This is a genomic window from Agromyces sp. Soil535 (genome assembly GCF_001428255.1).
In the GTDB taxonomy this organism is placed as follows: Bacteria; Actinomycetota; Actinomycetes; order Actinomycetales; family Microbacteriaceae; genus Agromyces.
The window spans coordinates 541,273-564,493 of the sequence record NZ_LMRW01000012.1 but is presented as its reverse complement, the minus strand read 5'-3'; the positions used below and the strand labels follow the sequence as shown (position 1 = coordinate 564,493).

The 23,221-nt window shown below is 71.2% G+C and carries 21 protein-coding genes; 1 reads left to right on the top strand and 20 read right to left on the bottom strand.

Annotation, left to right across the window (positions count from 1 at the left end; translation table 11 throughout):
• Positions 1–2: 2 nt before the first annotated feature.
• From pheT to infC, 10 genes are all read right to left on the bottom strand, one after another.
• A complete protein-coding gene (gene pheT, locus ASG80_RS12005) occupies positions 3–2,543 on the bottom strand; it encodes a phenylalanine--tRNA ligase subunit beta (RefSeq protein WP_056730835.1) in 2,541 nt (846 codons plus the stop codon).
• A 3-nt stretch (positions 2,544–2,546) separates the two neighbouring features.
• Positions 2,547–3,587 (bottom strand): phenylalanine--tRNA ligase subunit alpha, encoded by a 1,041-nt coding sequence (pheS, locus tag ASG80_RS12000; protein ID WP_056731013.1) that lies wholly within the window; start codon positions 3,585–3,587, stop codon positions 2,547–2,549.
• 77 nt (positions 3,588–3,664) lie between these two features.
• Positions 3,665–4,579 carry an amino acid ABC transporter permease gene (locus ASG80_RS11995; RefSeq protein WP_056730833.1) on the bottom strand — a complete coding sequence of 305 codons (915 nt, stop codon included), beginning with the start codon at positions 4,577–4,579 and terminating at the stop codon, positions 3,665–3,667.
• A complete protein-coding gene (locus tag ASG80_RS11990) occupies positions 4,576–5,223 on the bottom strand; it encodes an amino acid ABC transporter permease (RefSeq protein WP_056730831.1) in 648 nt (215 codons plus the stop codon). Before ASG80_RS11990 ends, ASG80_RS11995 begins: the two co-directional genes overlap by 4 nt.
• Positions 5,224–5,294: 71 nt before the next feature.
• Complete coding sequence (locus tag ASG80_RS11985; RefSeq protein ID WP_056730829.1) at positions 5,295–6,158, bottom strand: glutamate ABC transporter substrate-binding protein; 864 nt, start codon at positions 6,156–6,158, stop codon at positions 5,295–5,297.
• 53 nt (positions 6,159–6,211) lie between these two features.
• Positions 6,212–7,000: an amino acid ABC transporter ATP-binding protein gene (locus tag ASG80_RS11980; protein WP_056730827.1), complete on the bottom strand. Its 789-nt coding sequence runs from the start codon at positions 6,998–7,000 to the stop codon at positions 6,212–6,214.
• A gap of 68 nt (positions 7,001–7,068) precedes the next feature.
• A complete protein-coding gene (locus ASG80_RS11975) occupies positions 7,069–7,881 on the bottom strand; it encodes an RNA methyltransferase (RefSeq protein WP_056730825.1) in 813 nt (270 codons plus the stop codon).
• Between the two features lie 217 nt (positions 7,882–8,098).
• Positions 8,099–8,485 (bottom strand): 50S ribosomal protein L20, encoded by a 387-nt coding sequence (rplT, locus tag ASG80_RS11970; RefSeq protein WP_056730823.1) that lies wholly within the window; start codon positions 8,483–8,485, stop codon positions 8,099–8,101.
• Positions 8,486–8,517: 32 nt separating this feature from the next.
• A complete protein-coding gene (rpmI, locus tag ASG80_RS11965; RefSeq protein ID WP_056730821.1) occupies positions 8,518–8,712 on the bottom strand; it encodes a 50S ribosomal protein L35 in 195 nt (64 codons plus the stop codon).
• 53 nt (positions 8,713–8,765) lie between these two features.
• Complete coding sequence (gene infC / locus ASG80_RS11960) at positions 8,766–9,386, bottom strand: translation initiation factor IF-3 (protein ID WP_082590173.1); 621 nt, start codon at positions 9,384–9,386, stop codon at positions 8,766–8,768.
• A 273-nt stretch (positions 9,387–9,659) separates the two neighbouring features.
• Here infC and ASG80_RS11955 point away from each other — a divergent pair, with 273 nt between their 5' ends.
• Positions 9,660–10,010: a DUF1844 domain-containing protein gene (locus ASG80_RS11955; protein WP_235508290.1), complete on the top strand. Its 351-nt coding sequence runs from the start codon at positions 9,660–9,662 to the stop codon at positions 10,008–10,010.
• 51 nt (positions 10,011–10,061) lie between these two features.
• Here ASG80_RS11955 and ASG80_RS11950 read toward each other — a convergent pair whose 3' ends face one another.
• The 10 genes from ASG80_RS11950 to ASG80_RS11905 all read right to left on the bottom strand — a co-directional run bounded on the left by ASG80_RS11950 (position 10,062) and on the right by ASG80_RS11905 (position 23,180).
• Complete coding sequence (locus tag ASG80_RS11950; protein ID WP_056730818.1) at positions 10,062–10,817, bottom strand: glycosyltransferase family 2 protein; 756 nt, start codon at positions 10,815–10,817, stop codon at positions 10,062–10,064.
• A 63-nt stretch (positions 10,818–10,880) separates the two neighbouring features.
• Positions 10,881–11,657, bottom strand: coding sequence for a DNA-formamidopyrimidine glycosylase family protein (locus tag ASG80_RS11945; RefSeq protein ID WP_056730816.1), 777 nt, complete (start codon positions 11,655–11,657; stop codon positions 10,881–10,883).
• Positions 11,644–16,200, bottom strand: a complete 4,557-nt coding sequence (locus tag ASG80_RS11940; protein WP_056730814.1) for an ATP-dependent helicase — start codon at positions 16,198–16,200, stop codon at positions 11,644–11,646. Before ASG80_RS11940 ends, ASG80_RS11945 begins: the two co-directional genes overlap by 14 nt.
• A gap of 45 nt (positions 16,201–16,245) precedes the next feature.
• Complete coding sequence (locus ASG80_RS11935; protein WP_056730812.1) at positions 16,246–17,658, bottom strand: pyridoxal-dependent decarboxylase; 1,413 nt, start codon at positions 17,656–17,658, stop codon at positions 16,246–16,248.
• 25 nt (positions 17,659–17,683) lie between these two features.
• A complete protein-coding gene (locus tag ASG80_RS11930; RefSeq protein ID WP_235508289.1) occupies positions 17,684–19,087 on the bottom strand; it encodes a pyridoxal-dependent decarboxylase in 1,404 nt (467 codons plus the stop codon).
• Positions 19,088–19,179: 92 nt separating this feature from the next.
• Positions 19,180–19,986: an SseB family protein gene (locus tag ASG80_RS11925; protein ID WP_056730810.1), complete on the bottom strand. Its 807-nt coding sequence runs from the start codon at positions 19,984–19,986 to the stop codon at positions 19,180–19,182.
• The gene (gene priA / locus ASG80_RS11920; RefSeq protein WP_056730803.1) at positions 19,970–20,716 is read right to left on the bottom strand and encodes a bifunctional 1-(5-phosphoribosyl)-5-((5-phosphoribosylamino)methylideneamino)imidazole-4-carboxamide isomerase/phosphoribosylanthranilate isomerase PriA; all 747 of its coding nucleotides are present in this window, start codon (positions 20,714–20,716) and stop codon (positions 19,970–19,972) included. The genes ASG80_RS11925 and priA overlap by 17 nt, the downstream gene beginning before the upstream one ends.
• 98 nt (positions 20,717–20,814) lie before the next feature.
• Entirely contained in the window at positions 20,815–21,453 is a 639-nt protein-coding gene (gene hisH / locus ASG80_RS11915) for an imidazole glycerol phosphate synthase subunit HisH (protein WP_056730801.1), read from the bottom strand.
• Positions 21,450–22,064 carry an imidazoleglycerol-phosphate dehydratase HisB gene (gene hisB / locus ASG80_RS11910; RefSeq protein WP_056730799.1) on the bottom strand — a complete coding sequence of 205 codons (615 nt, stop codon included), beginning with the start codon at positions 22,062–22,064 and terminating at the stop codon, positions 21,450–21,452. The genes hisH and hisB overlap by 4 nt, the downstream gene beginning before the upstream one ends.
• 9 nt (positions 22,065–22,073) lie before the next feature.
• Complete coding sequence (locus ASG80_RS11905) at positions 22,074–23,180, bottom strand: histidinol-phosphate transaminase (protein ID WP_056730796.1); 1,107 nt, start codon at positions 23,178–23,180, stop codon at positions 22,074–22,076.
• Positions 23,181–23,221 lie beyond the last annotated feature (41 nt).

The following is a 23,221-nucleotide window of genomic DNA, read 5'->3' as shown; positions in this document are numbered from 1 at the left end:
CGCTACTCGCGGATCGCCGCGCCCGTGCGTTCGGCGGCCACCCCGGCGCCGGCGAGCTTCGCCCCGCTCGCCTCGGCCGCGGTCAGCGTGCGGTCGTCGGCCCGGAACCGCAGCGCGAACGTGAGGCTCTTGGACCCATCGGGAACCCCGGGCCCGCGGTAGTCGTCGACGAGGTGGAGGTGCTCGAGCAGTTCCCCCGCGCCGTCGCGCACAGCGGCCGCCACGGTCGCGGCGGGCACGTCGGCGGCGACCACGAGCGACAGGTCCTGTGTGGCGGCGGGGTACGCGCCGATCGCGCCGGCCTCCACGCCGGGCTCGGCGAGATCGATGACCGCGTCGAGATCGAGCTCGGCGACGGCGACCACGCGGGGCAGGTCGGCCTCCTCCGCGAGCGTCGGCAGGAGTTCGCCCGCGTAGCCCACTGTGCGACCGGCGACCCGCAGCTCGGCGGTGCGGCCCGGGTGCAGCGCCTGGTGCGAGCCCTGCACGATCTCGATGTCGGCGCCTGCCGCGAGTCCGACCTGGCGCACGGCGTCGATCGCGTCGACGATGCCGGCCGCCACCGGCGGCTGCTGCGGTTCCTTCGTCACGACGTCGCCCACGATGAGCACGCCCACGTGTCTCGGCTGCGGCGGGATGCCCGCCTGCAGGGTGGCGAGGTCGGCGTCGCTCGGGCGGGCATCTCCGACGGGCAGCTCGGACGTGCCGTACGCGCGGCCGGTCTCGGGGAGGAACACGGTGCCGAGCTCGAAGAGCGACACGTCCACGAGCCCGCGCGAGCGGTTCCGCTTGGCGGCCGCGATGAGCCCCGGCAACAGCGACCGCCGCATGAGCGCCGTACCGGCGTCGAGCGCGTTCGCAAGGCGCACGGATGCCACGGGCCCACCGTCGGCGCTGCCGAACCGTGCGTTCTCGGTCTCGGTGGCGAACGGGAACGACAGCACCTCGGTCGATCCGGCGGCGGCGAGCGTGTCGGCGACCCGACGGCGGATTCGCTGCGAGCGCGTGAGCCCGCGTCCGGGGGGCGCGACCGGCAGCACCGACGGGATGCGGTGGTAGCCCGCGAGCCGGGCGACCTCCTCGGCGAGCTCGGCCTTGCCTGTGAGGTCGGGGCGCCACGACGGCGGCACGACCTCGAAGCCCACGTCGCTGCGCGTGATCGCACCGCCGATCTCGGCGAGCGCGTCGTGCACCTCCTCGTCGGTGTACTCGACGCCGATGAGCTCGGAGACGAAGCCGATCGGCAGCGCGATCGGTTCGCGCTCGGGCGCCTCGTGGATGAGCGAGCCGCCCGCGTCGGGCGTGCCGCCCGCGAGGTCGACCATGAGCTGCGCGACGCGCGTGGCGGAGGCGGCGGCGATCTGCGGGTCGACGCCCCGCTCGAAGCGCTTGGAGGCCTCGCTCGGCAGCTTGTGGCGTCGCGCCGAGCGCGCAATGGACACCGGATCGAAGTTCGCGGCCTCGATGAGGACGTTGCGCGTGGCATCCGACATCTCGGTGTCGGCGCCGCCCATGACCCCGGCGATGCCGATGGCGCCCCGGTCGTCGGTGATCAGCAGGTCCTCGGGGTGGAGCGCGCGCTCCTTGCCGTCGAGCGTGGTGAGCTTCTCGCCCGGCGTCGCTCGACGCACCACGATGCCGCCCTGCAGGCGATCGAGGTCGTACCCGTGGATCGGCTGCCCGAGCTCGAGCATGACGTAGTTCGTGATGTCGACGAGCACCGAGAGCGAGCGGATGCCGGCGAGCTTCAGCCGCGCGACCATCCACGCCGGGGTGGGACGCGCCGGGTCGACGCCACGCACGATGCGCGTGGCGAACACGGCGGAGCCCACGCGGCCGCGGATCGGCGCCTCGTCGCGGATCTCGACGGGGAACACGTCGCCCGAGCCGGCTCCGACGGACGCGGTCGCGGTGCTCGTCTGCTCCACCGGGTCGCGGAAGCGCGCACCCGTCGCGTGGGCGTACTCGCGGGCGACCCCGCGGATCGAGAACGCGTACCCGCGGTCGGGCGTGACGTTGATCTCGATCGCGGCGTCATCGAGCCCGAGCAGCGCGATCGCGTCGGTGCCGACCGGCGCGTCGATGCCGAGGGTCGACAGTCGCAGGATGCCCTCATGGTCGTCGCCGAGGCCGAGCTCGCGCGCCGACGCGATCATGCCGTCGGACACGTGCCCGTAGGTCGTGCGGGCGGCGATCGGGAACGGGCCGGGCAGCACAGCGCCGGGCAGGGTCACCACGACCTTGTCGCCGACGAAGAAGTTGCGGGCACCGCACACGATGCCGTGCACGGCGTCGCCCCCGTCGGCCGCTGCCGCACCCTCGGGCGCGACCCGCACCTGGCACCAGCGGATGGTCTTGCCGTTGGACTGCGGCTCCTCGACGAACTCGAGCACCTCGCCCACGACGATGGGGCCCTCGAGCTCGAACGTGTGCACGTCCTCCTCCTCGAGGCCGACCCGCACGAGGGCGGCGTGCACGTCTTCGGGAGTCGTGCCCGGCACGAGTTCGACGTATTCGGCGAGCCAGCTGAGCGGCACTCGCATGGGTCAGACCACCATTCCGAACTGCTGGGAGAACCGGACGTCTCCCTCGACCATCTCGCGCATGTCCTGCACGCCGTTGCGGAGCATGAGCCCGCGCTCGATCCCCATGCCGAAGGCGAAGCCCGTGTAGACCTCGGGATCGATGCCTGCGGCTTTCAGCACGTTGGGGTGCACCATGCCGCAGCCGCCCCACTCGATCCAGCGGGGCCCCTCCTTGAAGGTCGGGTGCCAGAAGTCGAGCTCGGCGCTCGGCTCGGTGAACGGGAAGAAGCTGGGGCGTAGGCGCACCTTGGCCTCCTCGCCGAAGATCGCCTTCACGAAGTGGTCGAGGGTGCCCTTCAGGTGCGCCATCGTGAGGCCCTTGTCGACGGCGAGGCCCTCGAACTGCATGAAGACGGGCAGGTGCGTGGCGTCGAACTCGTCGGTGCGGTACACGCGGCCGGGCGCGAGCACGTAGATCGGCACCTCGCGCTCGAGCATCGAGCGCACCTGCACGGGACTCGTGTGCGTGCGCAGCACGAGGTGCGCCTCGGGCGGGTCGACGAAGAACGTGTCCTGCATCGCACGCGCGGGGTGGTCGGCGTCGAAGTTGAGCGCGTCGAAGTTGAACCACTCGCTCTCGACCTCGGGTCCCTCCGCGATCTCCCAGCCCATGCCGGTGAACACGTCGCACACCCTGTCCTGCAGGAGGGCGAGCGGATGCCGCGCACCGGGCGTGTACCGCGAGGGCAGCGCCGTGACGTCCACCGTCTCCGCCTCGAGCTGCGCGGCCGCCTCCGCCTCGACGATCTCGGCCTCACGCGCCGCGAACGCCTGGTTCACCCGGCCGCGGGCGCCGCCGACGAGCTTGCCGAGGGCGGCCTTCCGGTCGTTCGGCACGTTGCGGAGCTCGGCGTTGAGCTGCGCGAGGGTCGACTTCTCCCCCGTGTGCTCGGCGCGGACGGCCTTCAGCGTGGCGGAGTCGACGGCCGCGGCGATCGCCGCGAGGGCGGCGTCGACGGCCGCCTCGACGGCCTGCTCGGTGATTTCGAGGGGCTTGGACACGAACAACGAGTCTACCGGGCGGCGCGAACAGGCTCGTGCGGCCGTTTTGGCCGCAGTCATCATGCGGGGCCGCCGCGCTAGAACTTGGGAGTCTGCTTGGACGCGGCCGATGCCTCCGCCATGAGCACTGCCCGTCCGGGGTCGTCCGGCGGCAGGACCTTTCCCGACGACTTCGAAGCCGTGCGCTTCGAGAGCCAGCGGGCGAACCACGACAGCGACAGGTTCATCGCGAGGTACAGCACGAGGGTGATGACGAAGAACGAGAGCAGGTAGCGATTGCCGTAGAAGCTCGCGAGCTGGTTCATGCCGATCCGCAGCAACTCGGAATATCCGACGATGAAGCCGAGCGACGTGTCCTTCAACAGAACCACGAGCTGGGCGACGATGATCGGGAGCATCTGCCTGAACGCCTGCGGGAACTCCACGAGCATCTTCGACTGCAACGGCCGCATGCCGAGGCTGAGACCGGCCTCGCGTTGCCCTCTGGGCAGCGATGCGAGACCGGCGCGGAGCGCCTCCCCGATGATCGCGCCGTTGTAGAGCGTGAGAGCCGCGACGACCGCCCAGAACGCGCCCGTGTTGAGCACGAGGAGGATGAAGAGCATCATGAGCAGCACCGGCATACCGCGGATGAACTCGAGTACGACGGCCGTCGGTCGCCTGATCCACGCGATCTCGGAACTGCGCAGGAGCGACAGGATGATTCCGAGAATGATCGCGAAGACGGATGCCGTCAGTGCCGCAGCGAGCGTTCCGACGACGCCGACGAAGATGAGACGCTCCCACACCAAGGGGTCGGCGAAGACATCCCAACGGCTCGGGTCGAAGTAGCCGGGCAAGGTGATGCCGCCGCTCTCTCGCGGTGCGGCGAGCGTGAGCGCGATCCAAGCGAGCCCGGCGAGGATGAGGACGCCCGCGATGATCGAGGAGACGAGCGAGACTCGACGCGCCCTGGGACCAGGCACGTCGAACAGCACAATCGGGGCGCTCATCGCTGCACCACCCACTTGCGCTCGAGTTGGGCCGCGATCGCACCGAGCGGGATGGTGACCACGAGGTAGAGGGTCGCGGCAGCGAGGAGGATCGCGATGACAGCGTCACCGTTCGCGTTCGCGAGCTCGCGCGATGCGGCGAAGAGTTCGAAGACGAAGAAGCCGCCTGCCACCGAGGTGTTCTTCGTGAGGGCGATGAAGACGTTGATGAGCGGCGGGATCGTCATACGGAACGCCTGTGGCATCACGATCAGTCCGACGGTCTGCCCGAAACCGAGCCCGACGCTGCGGGCCGCCTCGGCCTGCCCGACCGGCACGCCGTTGATGCCCGACCGCAGGGCCTCGGCGACGAACGGCGAGGTGTACACCGAAAGGCCGATCAGCGCAGCGGTGACGAAGTCGAGCCGGGAGCCGATGGTCGGCAGCACGACTGCGCAGAAGAACAGCACGAGAGTCAACGGCGTGTTGCGCACCATCTCGGTGTAGACCGTGGCGAATGCGCGGAGCGACGCCACCGGCGAGATGCGCATCGCCGCGATGATCGTGCCGAGCACGAGCGCCGACGCCCCGCTCACGCCGAGCAGGAACAGCGTCATGCTGAAGCCGCGCCAGTACGTCGGCAGGTTTTCGATGACGGCGTCCACACGCCTCCATTCGTCTCAAGGGGGTGATCGGGGGCGCGGCCCGGGCCGATCAGGCCCGGGCCACACTCCGATCAGTAGCGGTCGACGGCCGGCGGCTCGACGTACGGCAGCACGGCTCCGGCCGTGGAGTTCCACGCCTCCTCGTAGCGGCCGTCCTCGTAGGCGGCCTCGAGCACGTCGTTGATCCACATGCGGAACTCGGTGTCCTCCAGTGCGAGGCCGATGCCGTAGGGCTCCTCCGTGAAGGGCTCGCCGACCACTTTGAACTCGCCCTCATTCTGGGCCGCGAGGCCCGCGAGGATGACGTTGTCGGTCGACACCGCGACCACCTGACCGCTGCGGAGCGGCTCGAGGCAGTTCGAGTAGGTGTCGGTGAGCACCGGCACCGCGCCGATCTCGGCGAGCTTCGCCGCGGGCGTCGAACCCGTGACCGAGCACACCGGCTGTCCGACGAGGTCCTCTTCGCTCTCGATGTCGTCGTTGTCGGCGAGCACCAGGATCGACTGTCCGGCCAGGTAGTACGGCCCCGCGAAGGAGACGACCTCCTTGCGCTTGTCGTTGATGGTGTACGTCGCCACGACGATGTCGACCTGGCCGTTCTCGATGAACGGCTCGCGGTTGGCCGACACGGTCTCGGTCCATTCGATGTTGTCCTCTGAGATGCCGAGCTCGCTCGCGATGATCTTCGCGATCTCGACGTCGAAGCCCTCGGGGACGCCCGACGGGCCGACGAGGCCGAACAGGGGCTGGTCGAACTTGGTGCCGACGGTCATCGTGCCCGCCTCGGCGAGCTCGGCCATGGTCGTGCCCGCCTCGAACGTGGGGGCCGCTTCCTCTGTGGGCTCCTCGGTCGCGCCGCCGCCGCCGGCGCAGCCCGCGAGGGCGAGCGCCGATGCCGCCGCAGCCGCGACGAGTGCGATTCTCATCCGTTTCATGTGTCTGCCTCTTCTCGTGTGGGTGTTCCCTCGCCGCTCGTGGCAGCGGAGGTCTAGTGCTCGAGGATCTTCGAGAGGAAGTCCTTCGCACGATCGGACTGTGGGTTGTCGAAGAACTCGGCGGGGGTCGCCTCTTCGACGATCTTGCCGTCGGCCATGAACAACACACGGTCGGCGGCCTTTCGGGCGAACCCCATCTCGTGCGTGACCACGATCATCGTCATGCCGTCTTTCGCAAGGCCGACCATCACGTCGAGCACCTCGTTGATCATCTCTGGGTCGAGCGCGCTCGTCGGCTCGTCGAGGAGGATGAGCTTCGGATTCATGGCGAGGGATCGAGCGATCGCGACACGCTGCTGCTGGCCGCCAGACAGTTGCGCCGGCATCTTGTTCGCCTGGTTCGCCACGCCGACACGCTCGAGGAGCTCCATCGCCTTGGCGTCGGCAGCCTTGCGCCCCACCTTCTTCACCCGGATCGGGGCGAGCGTGACGTTCTCGAGCACGGTCTTGTGCGCGAACAGGTTGAAGGACTGGAAGACCATGCCGACGTCGGCGCGGAGCTTCGCGAGCGCGGCGCCTTCAGCGGGCAGGCGCTGCCCGTCGATCGAGATCGACCCGGAGTCAATGGTCTCGAGGCGGTTGATCGCCCGGCAGAGCGTGGACTTGCCAGAGCCGCTCGGCCCGATGACCACGACCACCTCACCCCGGTTGACGACAGTGTTGATGTCGTTCAGCACATGAAGGTCACCGAAGTGCTTGTCCACGTTCTCGATGACCACGAGCGGCTCACCGCGACGCACTGAGATGTTCGACGTCGCCGGCGCCGGCTGGGTTGGCTCCATACCCCCCAAACTAAGGCGCGGAGCGGCCAGGCGACAAGGAACGACGCGGCGGTTGGCGCGGTGGTTACCTATTCGTGACCAGCGCTGCGCTGTGCGAACGCGCTCTCGTAGAGGCACACGGATGCCGCGGTGGCCAGGTTCATCGACTCGGCGTGCCCGTAGACGGGCACCGTGACGACCCGGTCCGCGAGGGCGAGCTGCTCGTCGGGCAGTCCCCGGGCCTCGTTGCCGAACAGCCACGCCGTCGGGCTTTCGAGCACGCCGTCGTTGCGCGCGGTCAGCAGGTCCTCGCCCTTGACGTCGGCGGCGAGCACGGTGACGCCCGCCGCGCGAGCGCGTTCGAGCACGTGCTCCAGCTCCGCGCCGACGGCGACCGGCAGGTGGAAGATCGAGCCGGTCGAGCTCCGCACGACCTTCGGGTTGTACAGGTCGACGGTGCGGCCGGTGAAGATCACGGCGTCGGCGCCCGCGGCATCCGCTGCCCTGATGATCGTGCCGGCGTTGCCCGGGTCGCGCACCTCCTCGAGGATCGCGACAAGTCGCGGCGACGCGGCGAAGATGTCCTTCACGGCGGTCGGGAACTGGTGGCACACCGCGACGAACCCCTGCGGCGTGACCGTGTCGGCCATCGCGTTGAGGACCTCCTCGGTCACGAACTCGACGTCGACGCCCGCATCGACCGCGGTCTCCGCGATGTCGGTGTAGCGCTCGAGCGCCGTGGGCGTGGCGTACAGCTCCACGACGAGCTGCGGCCGGAACGTGAGCGCCTCGGCGACCGCCTGCGGTCCCTCGAGGAGGAAGAGCCCGCTCTCCGCGCGTCCCGGCTTCTTCGCGAGCTTGGCGACCGCGCGGACGCGCGGAGACCTCGGGTTCTCGAGCATGGCACCAGTCTAGGGAGCGAGCATGCCCCGACCGGGACACCCGCCCAACGCCACGAAAGCAGGATGCGACCTGCTGGGCGTGCGTGTGGCTCCTGTTCCTGATGCCGAACGGGCGTGTCTTCCTGCTCTCGGCGCGGCCCAGGCACGTGCGGGGCAGGAGATACGGAACGGCCCGGCACCACATGGGTGCCGGGCCGTTCCGAGCTGCAAAGCGTGCTTAAGCGGCGGTCTTCGGAGCCGACGTGTCGGCCGGAAGCGCCTGCTTGGCGCTCTCCACGAGCGCCGCGAACGTCGCGGGCTCGTTCACGGCGAGCTCGGCGAGGATGCGACGATCGACCTCGATGCCCGCGAGGCCGAGGCCCTGGATCAGGCGGTTGTACGTGAGGCCGTTCTGGCGGGATGCCGCGTTGATGCGCTGGATCCAGAGGCGACGGAAGTCGCCCTTCTTCTTGCGGCGGTCGTTGTAGGAGTAGACGAGCGAGTGGGTGACCTGCTCCTTCGCCTTGCGGTAGAGGCGCGAACGCTGGCCGCGGTAGCCCTCGGCGCGCTCCAGGATGACCCGGCGCTTCTTGTGGGCGTTGACCGCCCTCTTCACTCTTGCCATGACTCTGTTTCTTCCTTAACGGGTCTCGCGGCTCAGCGGCCGAGAAGCTTCTTGACGACCTTGGTGTCGGGGGCCGACAGCACCTTGTCCTGGTTCAGGCGGCGGGTGCGCACCGAGGACTTGCCCTCGAGGTTGTGGCGCATACCGGCCTGCTGCTTCTTGATCTTGCCGCTGCCGGTGATCTTGAAGCGCTTCTTGGACCCGGAGTGGGTCTTCTGCTTCGGCATCTCGTGTTTCTCCTTGGTTCTGCCGCCACGGATGGCGGACGGGGGTGCCTGGCCTAGGCCTCGGTGGCCTGGGCCGTCTGCGTGGAGGACTCGCCCGCGGCATCCGCCGCAGGCCGGGCCTTCGCCGCAGCACGCTGTGCATTCGCCTCGGCCTTGGCCTCGGCCTTGTTCTTCAGGGGCGCGATGACCATGACCATGTTGCGGCCGTCGATCGTGGGGTTGTGCTCGACCGTGCCGAACTCCGCCACGTCTTCCGCGAAGCGCTGGAGGAGGCGCACGCCCATCTCGGGGCGCGACTGCTCGCGTCCACGGAAGAGGATCATGGCCTTGACCTTGTCGCCGGACTTCAGGAAGCCGACGGCGCGCTTCATCTTGGTCTCGTAGTCGTGCTTGTCGATCTTGAGGCGGAACCGAACCTCCTTGAGGACCGTGTTCGCCTGGTTGCGCCTGGCCTCTTTCGCCTTCTGCGCAGCCTCGTACTTGTACTTGCCGTAGTCCATGATCTTGGCGACCGGCGGCTTGGAGTTCGGTGCGACCTCGACGAGATCGAGATCGGCCTCCTGCGCGAGCCGCAGGGCCACCTCGATCTTCACGACGCCGACCTGCTCTCCGCCAGGCCCCACGAGGCGGACCTCGGGAACGCGGATACGGTCGTTTGTACGGGGATCGCTGATGCGTGTTCTCCTCTACTCAAGCTGTTTCGCTCGACGGGAGGCGGTTGCCGCCCGTCGACGAGAGCGGAAGATCCACGCAGGCTCACACGGAATCACACCGTTCAGCACTGCGGCACCCTGTCTACTCCCCCGCACTGCTGGTTGCTCAGTGGCGTGGAAGCGGAGTGCAATCGACCCGGTAACCTTGGTGATGCGGTATGCGCGGGTGGGAGAATCTCCACTTTCGTACCGGGGACTGGCCCCGGGCCCGCAGTAGTCTAACAGAGGATGTCTGTGAGCAACACTTCAGACGAGGCCACCGTCGAGGGCGCCACCCGCGACATCGCCGAGGTCCCCGCGGTCGAGATCATCACGACCGCCGCCGTGCACCTGATGAGCGCCGCCGCAGTGAAGGTCGGGCTCGCCGACGACCCCGAAGCGCAGCTCGACCTCGACGAGGCCCGCAAGCTCATCAACGCCCTCGCCGGGCTCATCACCGCCGGCGCACCCGAGATCAGCGACATGCACGCCCGGTCGCTGCGCGACGGCCTGCGGTCGTTGCAGCTGGCGTTCCGCGAGGCATCCGTCATCCCCGACCCGATCGGCCAGGGCCCCGGCGAGAAGTGGACCGGCCCGGTCTCGTAGGCGAAGCTCGGCACCCTCCGAACACGACACCGTGCTCGGATCGTGCCGTCGTCAAGGCGGGGAGGTCGTGTCTGCGCGACGGCTCGCGACCCAGGCCCGCCGGCGCTCGAAGAACGACATCTCGCGGCGGTTGATGAGGGCGGTGTCGCGCGCCATCCGCACGGCCGCGTTGTTCCTCGCCCAGCTTTCGAACGGCCGGGCCGAGACATCCACTGCGAGCGTCGGGTCGAAGCGCACGCCCATACCGGGCTGGAGGTTGATCGTGAGGTCGAGGTCGTCGGTCACGTTGGCGAGGTCGCGATGCACGTGCTCACGAAGTACGCGCCAGGCGGACGCCCGGATCGCGAGGTTCGAGCCGTAGAGCACGTCGTGCCCGAGCACCCATGCGACGAAGCGGTAGTACATCGGCATGTGCACGCGTTCGGCGTACCAGCGGATGACGGACTTGCCGCCGTAGAACCTGCCGGGACCCGAGAGCGCATCGAGATCGGGGTCGTCGGTGAAGGCGCGCTCGATGCGTGCGACCCAATCGGCTGGCGGGATCGTGTCGGCGTCCAGACGACCGAGCACGTCGCCGACCGCGGCGTCGAAGCCGGCGGAGGTGGCCTGCGGAATGCCCCGACGCGGCTCGGTCACGACGCGCGCGCCCCCCGTCCGCGCGACTTCAACGGTGGCGTCGGTCGAACCGTTGTCGACGACGACGATCTCGTCGGCGGGCCGCGTCTGCTTCGCGAGCGCGTCGAGGCACCGCTTGAGCATGACGGCGTCGTTGTAGGAGGGCACGACGACCGAGATCTTGAAGGACATCGGCGCAAGGATACGGCCTATCGGGCGCCCACCTCCGGATCTGACCGATCTGGGGCTCGTCGGTCAGCGCTGACAGTTCGGGCACCACCACGTCTCGCGGAGCTCGACGTCGTTCCGTCCGAGTCGGCCGTGCTCGATCGTCGTCCCGCAGCGCCGGCACGGCTCGCCGCCCCTCGAGGAGACCCAGAGCCGTTCCCCGCGGCGGTCGTTGCCGGTCGTCGTGCGGGCGATGCGGTCGCGATTCGCGCGGATGACCCGGCTCGCCAGGTCGACCAGCGGCGGAACGTCCACGGTGCCGGCGGGCCTCGTGGGGAGGATGCCGCGCAGGAAGCACAGCTCGTTCACGTACACGTTCCCGAGGCCCGCGAGGTTGCGCTGATCGCCGAGCGCGACCGCGATGGGCACGTCGGGCGCCGAGGTGATGCGCCGCACCGCCTCCGCGGCGTCCCAGTCGGGTCCGAGCAGGTCGGGGCCCAGGTACGCGAGCCGCTCCGACTCCTCGGCGGCGGGGAACACCTCGACGGTACCGAGATCGAAGCCGACGGCGACGGCCCCGGGCGTCTCGACGATCGCGCGTGCCTGCCACCCGGGCCGCCGCCAGCGCTCCCCCGGCCGGTGCACATGCCACTCGCCCTCCATCTTCAGGTGGCTGTGCAGCACGGCGTCGCCGATGCGCATGAGGAGGTGCTTGCCGCGGCTCCCGACCGAGTGCACGGTCTCGCCGGCGAGGTCGACCGTCGCATACGCGGGAACGCGGAGGTCGGTGCGGGTCACGACCTGCCCGGCGAGCGCCTCGTCGAGCCGGCGGGCCACCTGGAAGACGGAGTCACCTTCTGGCATCGAACCGGAGTCCCCTCGGCGTCTCGCGGAACCCCGCCGCCCGCAGCGCGGGCTCGAGCACGGACCCGTACACGCCTTGGCCGTTGACGGTCTCGATGCGCAGCTTCGGCGCTCCCGCCCGGGCGAGGGCGTCGGCGAGCGCGGATGCCGCCGCCGTCAACGTCTCATCGTCGTCGGTGAACACGAGCATCGTGCGGCCCCCGCGCTCGAGGTAGAACACGGCCTCGCCGTCGACGATGGCGACGAACGCGCCGGCCTTGCGCGCCGGCCGGTGCCCGCCATCGGTGATGTCGGGCCAATCGAGGGCGGCGCCGAACGGGTTCGCAGGGTCGGTGGCGGCGAGCGCGACGGCGCTGCCGCGCGGCGCGCCCCGCAGACGGTCGACCGCAGCGGTCGAGGCGAACTGGGCGCCGCCCTGCCCGTCGATGAAGTAGCCCCGCCGCACCCTTCCGGTCTCCTCGAACCCCGAAAGGGCGCGGTACGCGAGCGCGAACCCCCCGAGCACGCCCTCGGCGACGACCGAGCCGCGCGTCACCACGCCGTAGCGTTCGAGGAGCGTCTCGCCGAGCGCGTGCGCCCGGGGCGTTGCCGCCGAGCTCGCGAGCGGGAGCACCGCCCACCGGCCCGCCACGCGCGGCAGGTTGGCGCGTGCCGCCGCGGCCCGACCGGACTGCACGCTCGCCGCGAGCGCACGGCGCGAGAGCGAGCCGCCGCGCAGCCTCGCGCGCGGCGTGGCCGGCGCGGTCCTGTGCGCGCCCCGCCCCGCAACGAGCCCGCGCACCGGCGCGAACGTGTCATTCGTCACGAGCCCCGCCCACGCGAGCCGCCAGAGCGCGTCGATGACCGGCTGCTCGTCGGTCGCGCCGATCGCCTCGACGAGCTGCCGGAAGAAGTACCCGCCCCCGCCACCCAGGGTCGCGAGGAGCTCCGTCTCCAGCGGATCGAGCGGTGCGGCGGCCGCAGCGGGCAGCGTGAGCTCCGCCGTGTCGGCCAAGTGCAGGCTCACCCAACCGTCGTCGCCGGCGAGTGAGCCCTGCCCCGCCCAGAGCACCTCGCCCGACGCCGTGAGCTCGTCGAGCATGGCGGGACGGTAGTCGGCGACCCGGGCGGGCAGCACGAAGGACTCCCACGCCGACGCCGGGATGCGTGCACCCTCCAGTTGCTCGACGACCGCTGCGACCCCGTCGACGCCGCGCAGCCGACTGCCCACGTGCTGCCAGTCGGGCAGGAAGCGCGCGTACTCGCGGGGCGCCACGGGCTCGACCTCGTTGCGGAGGGCTGCGAGCGAGCGACGACGGATGCGCCGGAGCACCTCGCTGTCGCACCACTCCGCGCCGGCACCGTGCGGCAGGAACTCGCCCTCGACGACGCGACGCTCGCCCGCGAGCCGCCCGAGTGCGGACATCGCGATGACGTGGCCGATGCCGAATCGCGCCGCCACCGCTTGAGCGGTGAACGGGCCGTGCGTGCGGGCGTACCGGCTCACGAGGTCGCCGAGCGGATCGCGCACGGGCTCCCCGAACACCTCGGGCAGGCCCGGCGGGATCGGCACGCCCAGCGCGTCGCGCAGGCGGCTCAGGTCTTCGACGACAACGAACCAGGCGGTGCCCGCGAAACGCACCTCTGCCACGCGGCGGGCGGCGGAGAGCGCGGCGAGGGCGGCCGTGGCATCCGTCTCCTCGTCGACGCGCTCGGCGACCTCGGCCGCCGTGAGCGGGCCGAGCTCGCGGATGAGGTCGGCGACGCCCTCCTCGCCACGGGCGGCGCGGTCGGGCACGAGCCGCTGCAGCATCCGCTCGGTCTCCTCGACCACCTCGGGATCGAGGAGCTCACGCAGCTCGACCGTGCCGAGGAGCTCGGCGAGCAGCGCAGGGTCGAGCGAGAGCGCGGCCGCGCGGCGCTCGGCGAGCGGAGCGTCGCCCTCGTACATGAACGCGCCGACGTAGCCGAACAGGAGGCTCGAGGCGAACGGGCTCGCGGTCTCGGTGGTGACCTCGACGAAACGCACCTTGCGGGCGCCGATGCGCTCGGTGAGCCGGGTGAGCGCCGGCAGGTCGTATACGTCTTGAAGGCACTCGCGCACCGCCTCGAGCACGATCGGGAACTCGGGGAAGTCGCGTGCGACCTCGAGCAGTTGCGAGGCGCGCTGACGCTGCTGCCAGAGCGGCGACCTGCGGCCGGGGTGCAGCCTCGGAAGGAGCAGCGCCCGCGCAGCGCACTCCCGGAAGCGTGACGCGAACAGGGCAGAGTCGCCGACGCGCAGGGTGACGAGCTCGGCGAGCTCGGCAGGCTCGAACGCGAAGAGCTCCGCTCCCGGCGGCTCATCGGACGTGTCGGGCATGCGCAGCACGATGCCGTCGTCGCTCGCCACAGCGTTCGCGTCGACGCCGAACCGCTCCTGCACCCGCGCCCCCGCGGCGAGCGCCCACGGGGCGTGCACGCGCATGCCGTACGGAGAGTGCAGCACGATGCGCCAGTCGCCGAGCTCGTCGCGGAACCGCTCGACCACGAGGTTCGTCGCGTCGGGCACGACGCGCGTCGCCGCCCGCTGGTCGTCGACGAAGGCCACGAGGTTGGATGCCGCACGCTCGTCGAGCCCGGCCGTGCGCGCGCGGGCGCGGCCGGCCTCGGGCGACGCGTTCGCGATCTCGGTGATGAAGCCGCCGATCGCCTCGCCCAGCTCCGCCGGACGCCCGATGCCGTCGCCCTTCCAGAACGGGAGCCGCCCGGGTACGCCGAAGGCCGGCGCCACGAGCACCCGGTCGTGCGTGATCTCCTGGATGCGCCAGCTGGTGGCGCCGAGCGCGAACACGTCGCCGACGCGCGACTCGTAGACCATCTCCTCGTCGAGCTCCCCCACGCGCCGGCCGGGGCCGGCCTCGCCGATCATGAACACGCCGAAGAGGCCGCGGTCGGGGATGGTGCCACCGCTGGTCACCGCGAGGCGCTGCGCACCCCGGCGCCCGACGATCGTGCCGGCGTCGCGATCCCAGACGATGCGGGGGCGGAGGTCGCCGAACCGGTCGGACGGGTAGCGTCCCGCGAGGAGGTCGAGGGTCGCGTCGAACACCGATCGCGGGAGCGTGGCGAATGAAGCGGTGCGACGCACGAGCTCGAACCACGCCTCGACGTCCCACTCGTCGACGGCGGCGGCCGCGATGGTCTGCTGGGCGAGCACGTCGAGCGGGTTCGTCGGCACGCGCATGGCCTCGATCGCGCCGGCGACCATGCGCTCGGCGACGACTGTGGAGTGCAGCAGGTCGGCGCGGTGCTTCGGGAACACGACGCCCTTCGAGATCTCGCCCACCTGATGGCCGGCGCGACCGATGCGCTGCAGCCCGCTCGCGACCGATGGCGGCGACTCGACCTGCATCACGAGGTCGACCGCACCCATGTCGATGCCGAGCTCGAGGCTCGACGTCGCCACGACGCAGCGCAGGCGGCCGGCCTTGAGGTCTGCCTCGACGAGCGCTCGCTCCTCCTTGCTGACCGAGCCGTGGTGCGAGCGCGCCAGCACCGGCTCCGCTCCACCCGTGAGGCCCGATGCACCGGGCAGCTCGGCCGGCGACCGTCGCGTCGGCAGCGGGCCGTCGGCCTGATCGGATGCGGGAAGGAAGCCGTCGCCCGCCGCGACGGGCACCGGCTCGGCCTCGCGCTCCGCCCAGAGCTCGTTGAGCCGTGCCGTGAGGCGTTCGGCGAGGCGCCGCGAGTTCGCGAACACGATCGTGGAGCGGTGCGCGAGCACCTCGTCGAGGATGGCCGACTCCACGTGCGGCCACACCGAGCCCGACCCCGACTCGGTCGCGAGGTCGGAGAGGTCGTCGACGGGCACCGTGACGCGGATGTCGAAGCGCTTGCCGCTCGGCGGCGCGACGATGCTCACCGGCCGGGTGCCCGCGAGGAATCGCGCGACCTCCTCGCGTGGACGCACCGTGGCGGAGAGTCCGATGCGCTGCACCGGAGACGCGGCGAGCTCGTCGAGACGCTCGAGCGAGAGTGCGAGATGGGCGCCGCGCTTCGTCCCGGCCAGCGCGTGGATCTCGTCGACGATCACCGTCTCGACGCCGCGGAGCGTCTCGCGAGCCGCAGACGTGAGCATGAGGAACAGCGACTCGGGGGTCGTGATGAGGATCTCGGGCGGATGCGTCACGAGCGACCTGCGTTCGGCCGGCAGGGTGTCACCCGACCGCACGCCGACGCTCACTTCGGGCACGGCGAGCCCGTGTGCCGCGGCGGTGCGCGCGATGCCCACGAGCGGCGCCCGCAGGTTGCGCTCGACGTCGACGCCGAGGGCCTTCAGCGGCGAGATGTAGACGACCTTCGTGCCGGAGGTGGCGGCATCCGCCCCTGATGCGTGCAGCCGGTCGATCGCCCAGAGGAACGCCGCCAGGGTCTTGCCCGACCCGGTGGGCGCGACCACGAGCGAATGCTCTCGCCGCGCGATCGCCTGCCACGCCTCGCGCTGCACGGTCGTGGGCTCGGTGAACGACTCGGTGAACCACGCCCGGGTCGCGGGCGAGAACGCGTCCAACGCCTCCGCCATGCCTCCATTCAAGCGGATGCCACCGACGCGAGCGCCATGGGACGGTCAGACCGCCCCCGCGCGCACGTCGGCGAGCGCCCGCGCGACGGCAGCGACCGTGCGGCGGACCTGCGCGGCATCCGTCTGCCAGTTGCTCACCGAGAACCGCACCACCGCCCGGTCGTGCCAGCGCGACGTCATGGCGAGCACGTCGCCCTCGTCCCACAGGCGTTCGCTGAGTGCCTCTGTCGCCTCGTCCTCCTCGAGGGCGATGCACACCTGGGTGAACACCACGTCGTTCAGCACCTCGACGCCGGGCAGCTCGGCCACCCCTTCGGCGATGCCGCGCGCGGCATCCGCCAGTCGCTCGACGAGCGCCGCGACACCGGCGCGGCCGAGCGAGCGGAGCACCGCCCAGGTCGGCACGCCGCGCGCGCGACGGGAGAGCTCGGGGACCTTCTCGTGCGGGTCGGCGCCCACCTCGGTGGCCTGCAGGTAGCTCGCGTGCATGCTGAGGGCGCTGTGCATCGCGCGCCCGTCGCGGACGATCGCGAGTCCGCAGTCGTACGGCACGCTCAGGGTCTTGTGCGCATCGGTCGACCAGGAGTCGGCGGCATCCATGCCCGCGACGAGGTGACGGAGCCGAGGCGACGCGGCGGCCCAGAGGCCGAAGGCGCCGTCGACGTGCACCCACGCGCCCGCCTCGTGCGCAGCGGCGATGGCGGGGCCGAAGTCGTCGAACGCGCCCGAGTGGATGTTGCCCGCCTGCAGCAGCACGATCGCCGGCCCGCTCCCGGCCGCGAGTGTCGCACGGAGCGCGTCGACGCGGATGCGCCCCTCGGTGTCGGATGGCACGGAGATCGGCGTGCCGAGGCCGAGGTAGCGGCCCGCGAGGTCGACGGTGCCGTGGCGTTCCTCGCCGACGATGAACCGGATCGCCGGTCCGCCGGCCATCCCGGCGGTCTCGACGTCCCAGCCCGCGCGGCGCAGCACCTCGTCGCGGGCGGCCGCCATGCAGGTGAACTGCGCCATCGTCGCGCCCGTCGTGAACCCCACCTCGCTGGCGGCTGGAAGGCCGAGCAGGTCGACGAGCCACTCCCCGGCCACTTCCTCGGCGGCGACCGCAGCCGGTGTGATCGTGCGCAGGCCCGTGTTCTGGTCCCAGGCGGACACCAGCCAGTCGGCGGCGAGCGCGACCGGCTGGGTGCCGCCGATGACCCATCCGAAGAACCGCGGGGATCCGATGGCGATGAGCCCGGGCTCGGCCCCCACGGCGAGTCGTTCGATCACGTCGGCAGGCGGCTCCCCCGCCTCGGGGAGGGTCCGGCCGAGCCGGTCCTTGATCTCCTCGGGTCCGAGCCTCGGCGGGATCGGTCGCTCGCGGATGCCGGACAGCCACGCCCGCGCATGCCGGTCGGCGACGTCGAGCACCTCGTCGTACGAGGACAGTGCCGCCTGCTGCTGGTCTTCGTCAGCCATGACACACCTGGATTCCCGGGCCCTGTCAGTCCACGGCGACCGGAACGGCCGCCCCGCCGACCGCGGCGAGTGCGCTCCGGACCGCGGCGAGCGTGCGGTCGACGGCGGCGGCATCCGTGCCCCGGTTGCTCACCGAGAAACGGACGATGGCACGATCATGCCACCGCGACGGTGAGGCCCACACGACTCCGTCGGTGCGGAGGCGGTCAGCAAGGGCGAGGGTCTGGGCGTCGTCCTCAGCGGCGACACAGACCTGGGTGAACACAACGTCGTTCAGCACCTCGAGCCCCGGCGTCGCCGCGAAGCCATCGGCGAGTCCCCGCGCCGACGCCACGAGCCCGTCCACGAGTTCGGCGACGCCGTGCCGTCCGAGTGTTCGCAGCGTCGCCCACACCGGAATGCCGCGTGCCCGACGGGAGAGCTCGGGCGTGTGGTCGTACGGTTCAGCCACGGCACCCACTTCGGGCAGGTACGCCGCGTGGATGGCGAGCGCGGCGGCCATCGCCGGCTCATCGGCGACGATCGCGACGCCACTGTCGTACGGGACGTTGAGGGTCTTGTGCGCATCTGTCGCCCACGAGTCGGCCTCCTCGTAGCCGGCGACGAGGTGCTGCAGCGACGGGCTCGCTCCCGCCCACAGCCCGAACGCGCCGTCGACATGCACCCATGCGCCCACCGCGTGCGCGACCGCGATCGCCGCGGCGAAGTCGTCGAACGCGCCGGAGTGGACATCACCGGCCTGCAGGGCGACGATGGCCGGGCCGTAGCCCTCATCCAACGCGGCGGCCAGCCCGTCGACGTCGATGCTGCCCTGGGCGTCGGCGCCGACCGTGCGCGGCAGGCCCAGACCTGCCATCCGGCCTGCGACGACCATCGAGCTGTGGACGGCGCTGCCGGCGAGGAACCGAACGCGCGGCGCTCCCTGCAGCCCGTCTCGTTCGACATCCCAGCCGACCGCCCGCAAGACGCTGCCACGCGCCGAAAGAAGGCACGAGAGGTTGGCCATCGTCGCTCCGGTGACGAATCCGACGCCGGCACGTTCGGGAAGTCCGAGCAGATCCAACAGCCACTCGGCCGCGAGCTCTTCGACCGCTGCGGCCCCCGGGGTCGGCGTGCGGGACCCGGTGTTCTGGTCCCACGCGGAGACGAGCCAGTCCGCGCCCAGCGCGGCCGGATAGGTGCCGCCGATCACGAACCCGTAGAACCGCGGCGACGCCATCGCGATGAGGCCGGGCTCGATGGCCGTGGCCAGCTGGCCGACGACGGTGGCGGCATCCTGTCCGGTGTCTTCGAACTCCCGGCCGAGCGCGTCCTTGACCTGCTCCACCCCGGCCCTAGGCTCGATGGGGCGCTCGGGTACGGACGCCAACCAGTCGCGCGCGCGCCGTTCGGCGACGTGCAAGACCGCGGAGTACTCGTCATCGGGCACGGCGTGCTCCCCTCGCACAACAACACCCATCTTGCTCCAACCGTCGGGCATGCGGCAATCAATGCGCCGCCTGATCCGGGCGTCTGGATGCCTCAGCCGGCTGTCAGCCGCACCACGAGCGAGTCGACCAGCGTCGCGATCGCATCGTCCGCCGCCCACCGCGTCGCGAGCCGCTGCAGCACCGCGTCGAGCTCTGCTCGCGTCAGGCCGTCGACGAGCGTGAGCCGCACCATGAGCTCGGGGCCGGCGAGCCGCGCATCGGGGTCGCCCGCTGCGAGCTCGACGCCGAGCACCGCGAGCTCCGTACCGATCGAGCGCTCGAAGGCCTCACGCACTTCGGGCCGGTCGAACGGCGGATACCACGGCTGCGACTGCGCGGCCGCCCACAACGCCGGCCGGCGTACGACGAACTCGCCTTCCGAGCCGGGATCGAGCACGACGAGGTCGGTGCCGTCGTCGGCGGCGGCGAGCGCCACGCGAACGCCGTCGGCGGGCACCGGACGCGCCGCCGGGTTCCAGTGCGACATCGCCTCGACCGACGCGAAGACCGGCAACACTCGACGGCCGTCAGGCCCCTCCACGGTGACGATCGAGAGCTCCTGGCTCTTGTCCACCGCAAGACCGTGCGCCCCGACCTCCGCGCCGCCGTCGCCGAGCTCGGCGAGCAACGGGATCAGCAGGCGCGACCGGGCGAACTCGGCGACCACGTCGCCCTGGCCTGCCTCGCCCGCGCGGAACCGGCGGATGGCGTCGGCCAGCCGCTCGGGCGCGCGCCCGTCGTCGGCGGCGTGCGGGTTCGGCTCGAACGATCGACCCGCCCACGGCACGCCTGCAGAGTCGGCTGACCGAGCGGATGCGGCATCCGCTCGCCCCTCGGCCGGGTCAGTGTCCGGCGACATCCAGGGCCTCGGCCAGCGTGAACGCGCCGGCGTAGAGCGCCTTGCCGACGATCGCGCCCTCGAGTCCGAGCGGCACGAGCTCGCGGAGCGCCGCGATGTCGTCCAGGCTCGAGATACCGCCGGAGGCGACGACGGGGCGGTGCGTCCGATCCATGATCTGGCGCAGGAGGTCCAGGTTCGGGCCCTGCAGCGTGCCGTCCTTCGTGACGTCCGTCACGACGTAGCGCGCCGCGCCGGCCTCTTCGAGGCGGTCCATGACCTGCCAGAGATCGCCGCCGTCCTTCGTCCAGCCGCGGGCCGCGAGGGTGGTGCCGCGCACATCGAGGCCGACGGCGATGGCCTCGCCGTACTGCGCGATGACGGATGCCGCCCACTCCGGGTTCTCGAGGGCGGCGGTGCCGAGATTGATGCGCTTCGCCCCGATCTCGAGCGCGTGCTCGAGCGACGCGTCGTCGCGGATGCCGCCGGAGAGCTCGACGTTGACTCCGCGCACCTGACGGATGACCTTCCTCAGCACGCCCGCGTTGGAGCCTCGGCCGAACGCGGCGTCGAGGTCCACGAGATGGATCCATTCGGCGCCCTGGCCTGCCCAGTCGGCCGCGGCGTCGACGGGGTCGCCGTAGTTCGTCTCGGTGCCCGCCTCGCCCTTCGTCAGGCGGACGGCCCTGCCGCCCGCGACATCGACTGCCGGAAGCAGCACGAGACGGGGCGTCTTGTTGAACTCACTCATCACTGTCCTCGTATCGGTGGCTGTGAAACGCCACAGCGGCACAGTCACAGCATCCTAGTCCGGGCAGGCGGCGACGGCGGGCCGATGACGCCGAGCGTTCAGCCCAGCGAACGGAGCCAGTTCGACAGCAGGCGGATGCCGGCATCCGACGACTTCTCGGGATGGAACTGCGTCGCCGACAGCGGGCCGTTCTCGACCGCGGCGAGGAAGGACCCGCCGTGCTCCGCCCACGTGAGCATCGGCTGCGGGAACGGCGGCATGACGTCGAGCAGCCACTCCTGGGCGGCGAACGAGTGCACGAAGTAGAACCGCTCGTCCTCGATGCCGTCGAACAGCACGGAGCCCACGTCGGGTCGCACCGTGTTCCAGCCCATGTGCGGCAGCACTGCGGCCTGCAGCTCGGTGACGACGCCGGGCCACTCGCCGAGTCCCTCGGTGTCGACGCCGCGCTCGACGCCACGCTCGAAGAGCACCTGCATGCCGACGCAGATGCCGAGCACCGGGCGACCTCCCGCGAGCCGCCGATCGATGAGCTCGTCGCCGTGCACCGCGCGGAGCTGGTCCATCACGGCCTTGAACGCGCCGACGCCTGGCACGACGAGGCCGTCGGCCTCCATCGCGGCCGCGCGGTCGGCCGTGATCTGCACCTCCGCGCCGGCGCGCTCCAGCGCCTTCGCGGCGGAGTGCACGTTGCCCGAGCCGTAGTCGAGCAGCACGACGCGCTTCGTTCCCGTCACAGGGCGCCCTTCGTCGACGGGATGCCGGTGACGAGGGGGTCGGGCGCCTTCGCCTGCCGGAACGCGCGCGCGAACGCCTTGAACTCCGCCTCGGCGATGTGGTGCGGGTCGCGCCCCGCGAGGACCGTGACGTGCACCGTGAGGCCCGCGTTGAACGCGATCGCCTCGAAGACGTGGCGCACCATGGAGCCGGTGAAGTGACCGCCGATGAGGTGGTACTCGAACCCGGCAGGCTCCCCGGTGTGCACGAGGAACGGCCGCCCGGAGATGTCGACCACGGCCTGCGCGAGCGCCTCGTCGAGCGGCACGAGCGCGTCGCCGTAGCGCGAGATGCCGCGCTTGTCGCCGAGCGCCTCGCGGATCGCCTGGCCGAGCACGATGCCGACGTCCTCCACGGTGTGGTGCACGTCGATCTCGATGTCGCCGCGCGCCCGCACCGTGAGGTCGGTGAGCGAGTGCTTCGCGAACGCGGTCAGCAGGTGGTCGTAGAACGGCACCGTGGTCTCGATGTCGCTGACGCCAGAACCGTCGAGGTTCAGCGACAGGTCGATGCTCGACTCGCTCGTCTCACGCTGCACGCGAGCGGTGCGCAGGGCGCCGGAGGTGGTCATGTCGTCATCCTATTCGGGGGTCGCGGGCGTCTCGGCGGCGGCCGGCGCGAACACCGCCATGGCCTCCAGGAACGCGCTCGTCTCGGCCTCGGTGCCTGCGGTCACCCTGAGGCATCCGGGCAGGCCGATCTCACGGATCAGGATGCCGCGGTCGAGCAGCGCCTCGAACACCCCGTGCGGGTCGTCGACGCCACCGAAGAGCACGAAGTTCGCACCGCTCCGATAGGGGTGGAAGCCGAGTCGGGCGAGCTCCGACGAGATGCGCTCGCGCTGCGCTCGGATCTCGTCGACCATCGCGAGCATCTCCCCGGCGTGGGCGAGGGCGCCGAGCGCCGCCGCCTGCGTGAGCGCCGAGAGGTGGTACGGGAGGCGCACCAGGCGCAGGGCATCGATGACCGCGGGATCCGCCGCGAGGTAGCCGACCCGTGCGCCCGCGAACGCGAACGCCTTGCTCATCGTGCGCGACACGAGGAGGCGCGGCCGCCCGTCGAGCAGCGTCACGGCGCTCGGGGTTCCGGGGTCGGCGAACTCGATGTACGCCTCGTCGACGACGACGATGCCTCGTGCGGCATCCGCCACCGCCGTGATCGTCTCGAGCGAGACCGGCGTGCCCGTGGGGTTGTTCGGCGCGCACAGCAGCACGACGTCGGGGTCGTGCTCGCGCACGGCGGCGACCGCGATCTCGGGAGTGAGCTCGAACTCGTCGCCACGGCCCGCGGTGACCCACGCGGTGCCGGTGCCCGAGGCGAGCAGCGCGTACATGGAGTAGGTGGGCGAGAAGCCGAGTGCCGTACGGCCCGGGCCGCCGAACGCCTGGAGGATGTGCTGGAGCACCTCGTTCGAGCCGTTCGCGGCCCAGATGCGGTCGATGTCGAGGCCGTGCCCGAGGTAGCCGGCCAGCGCGCGCCGGAGTGCGGTGAACTCGCGGTCGGGGTAGCGGTTCAGGCTGAGGATCGCCGCGGCCACGCGGGCGACGATGTCGTGCGCGACGTCTTCGGGGATGGGATGCGTGTTCTCATTGACGTTCAGGGCGACCGGAACGGACCTCTGCGGGGCGCCGTACGGCGTGCGACCACGGAGGTCGTCGCGGATGGGCAGGTCGTCGAGGCTCGTCACCTGTCCATGCTAGCCACGGGCAGGCGCCGACCCGGTCGGCC

Excerpts from the sequence above, each read along its gene's own strand:
- ASG80_RS11950 (WP_056730818.1), bottom strand. The coding sequence starts at position 10,817 with ATGTCCTTCAAGATCTCGGTCGTCGTGCCCTCCTACAACGACGCCGTC.
- pheT (WP_056730835.1), bottom strand. The coding sequence starts at position 2,543 with ATGCGAGTGCCGCTCAGCTGGCTCGCCGAATACGTCGAACTCGTGCCG.
- rpmI (WP_056730821.1), bottom strand. The coding sequence starts at position 8,712 with ATGCCGAAGCAGAAGACCCACTCCGGGTCCAAGAAGCGCTTCAAGATC.
- ASG80_RS11945 (WP_056730816.1), bottom strand. The coding sequence starts at position 11,657 with ATGCCAGAAGGTGACTCCGTCTTCCAGGTGGCCCGCCGGCTCGACGAG.
- hisB (WP_056730799.1), bottom strand. The coding sequence starts at position 22,064 with ATGACCACCTCCGGCGCCCTGCGCACCGCTCGCGTGCAGCGTGAGACG.
- ASG80_RS11940 (WP_056730814.1), bottom strand. The coding sequence starts at position 16,200 with ATGGCGGAGGCGTTGGACGCGTTCTCGCCCGCGACCCGGGCGTGGTTC.
- priA (WP_056730803.1), bottom strand. The coding sequence starts at position 20,716 with ATGAGTGAGTTCAACAAGACGCCCCGTCTCGTGCTGCTTCCGGCAGTC.
- ASG80_RS11995 (WP_056730833.1), bottom strand. The coding sequence starts at position 4,579 with ATGAGCGCCCCGATTGTGCTGTTCGACGTGCCTGGTCCCAGGGCGCGT.
- ASG80_RS11925 (WP_056730810.1), bottom strand. The coding sequence starts at position 19,986 with ATGTCGCCGGACACTGACCCGGCCGAGGGGCGAGCGGATGCCGCATCC.
- ASG80_RS11975 (WP_056730825.1), bottom strand. The coding sequence starts at position 7,881 with ATGCTCGAGAACCCGAGGTCTCCGCGCGTCCGCGCGGTCGCCAAGCTC.
- rplT (WP_056730823.1), bottom strand. The coding sequence starts at position 8,485 with ATGGCAAGAGTGAAGAGGGCGGTCAACGCCCACAAGAAGCGCCGGGTC.
- ASG80_RS11985 (WP_056730829.1), bottom strand. The coding sequence starts at position 6,158 with ATGAAACGGATGAGAATCGCACTCGTCGCGGCTGCGGCGGCATCGGCG.
- ASG80_RS11980 (WP_056730827.1), bottom strand. The coding sequence starts at position 7,000 with ATGGAGCCAACCCAGCCGGCGCCGGCGACGTCGAACATCTCAGTGCGT.
- ASG80_RS11935 (WP_056730812.1), bottom strand. The coding sequence starts at position 17,658 with ATGGCTGACGAAGACCAGCAGCAGGCGGCACTGTCCTCGTACGACGAG.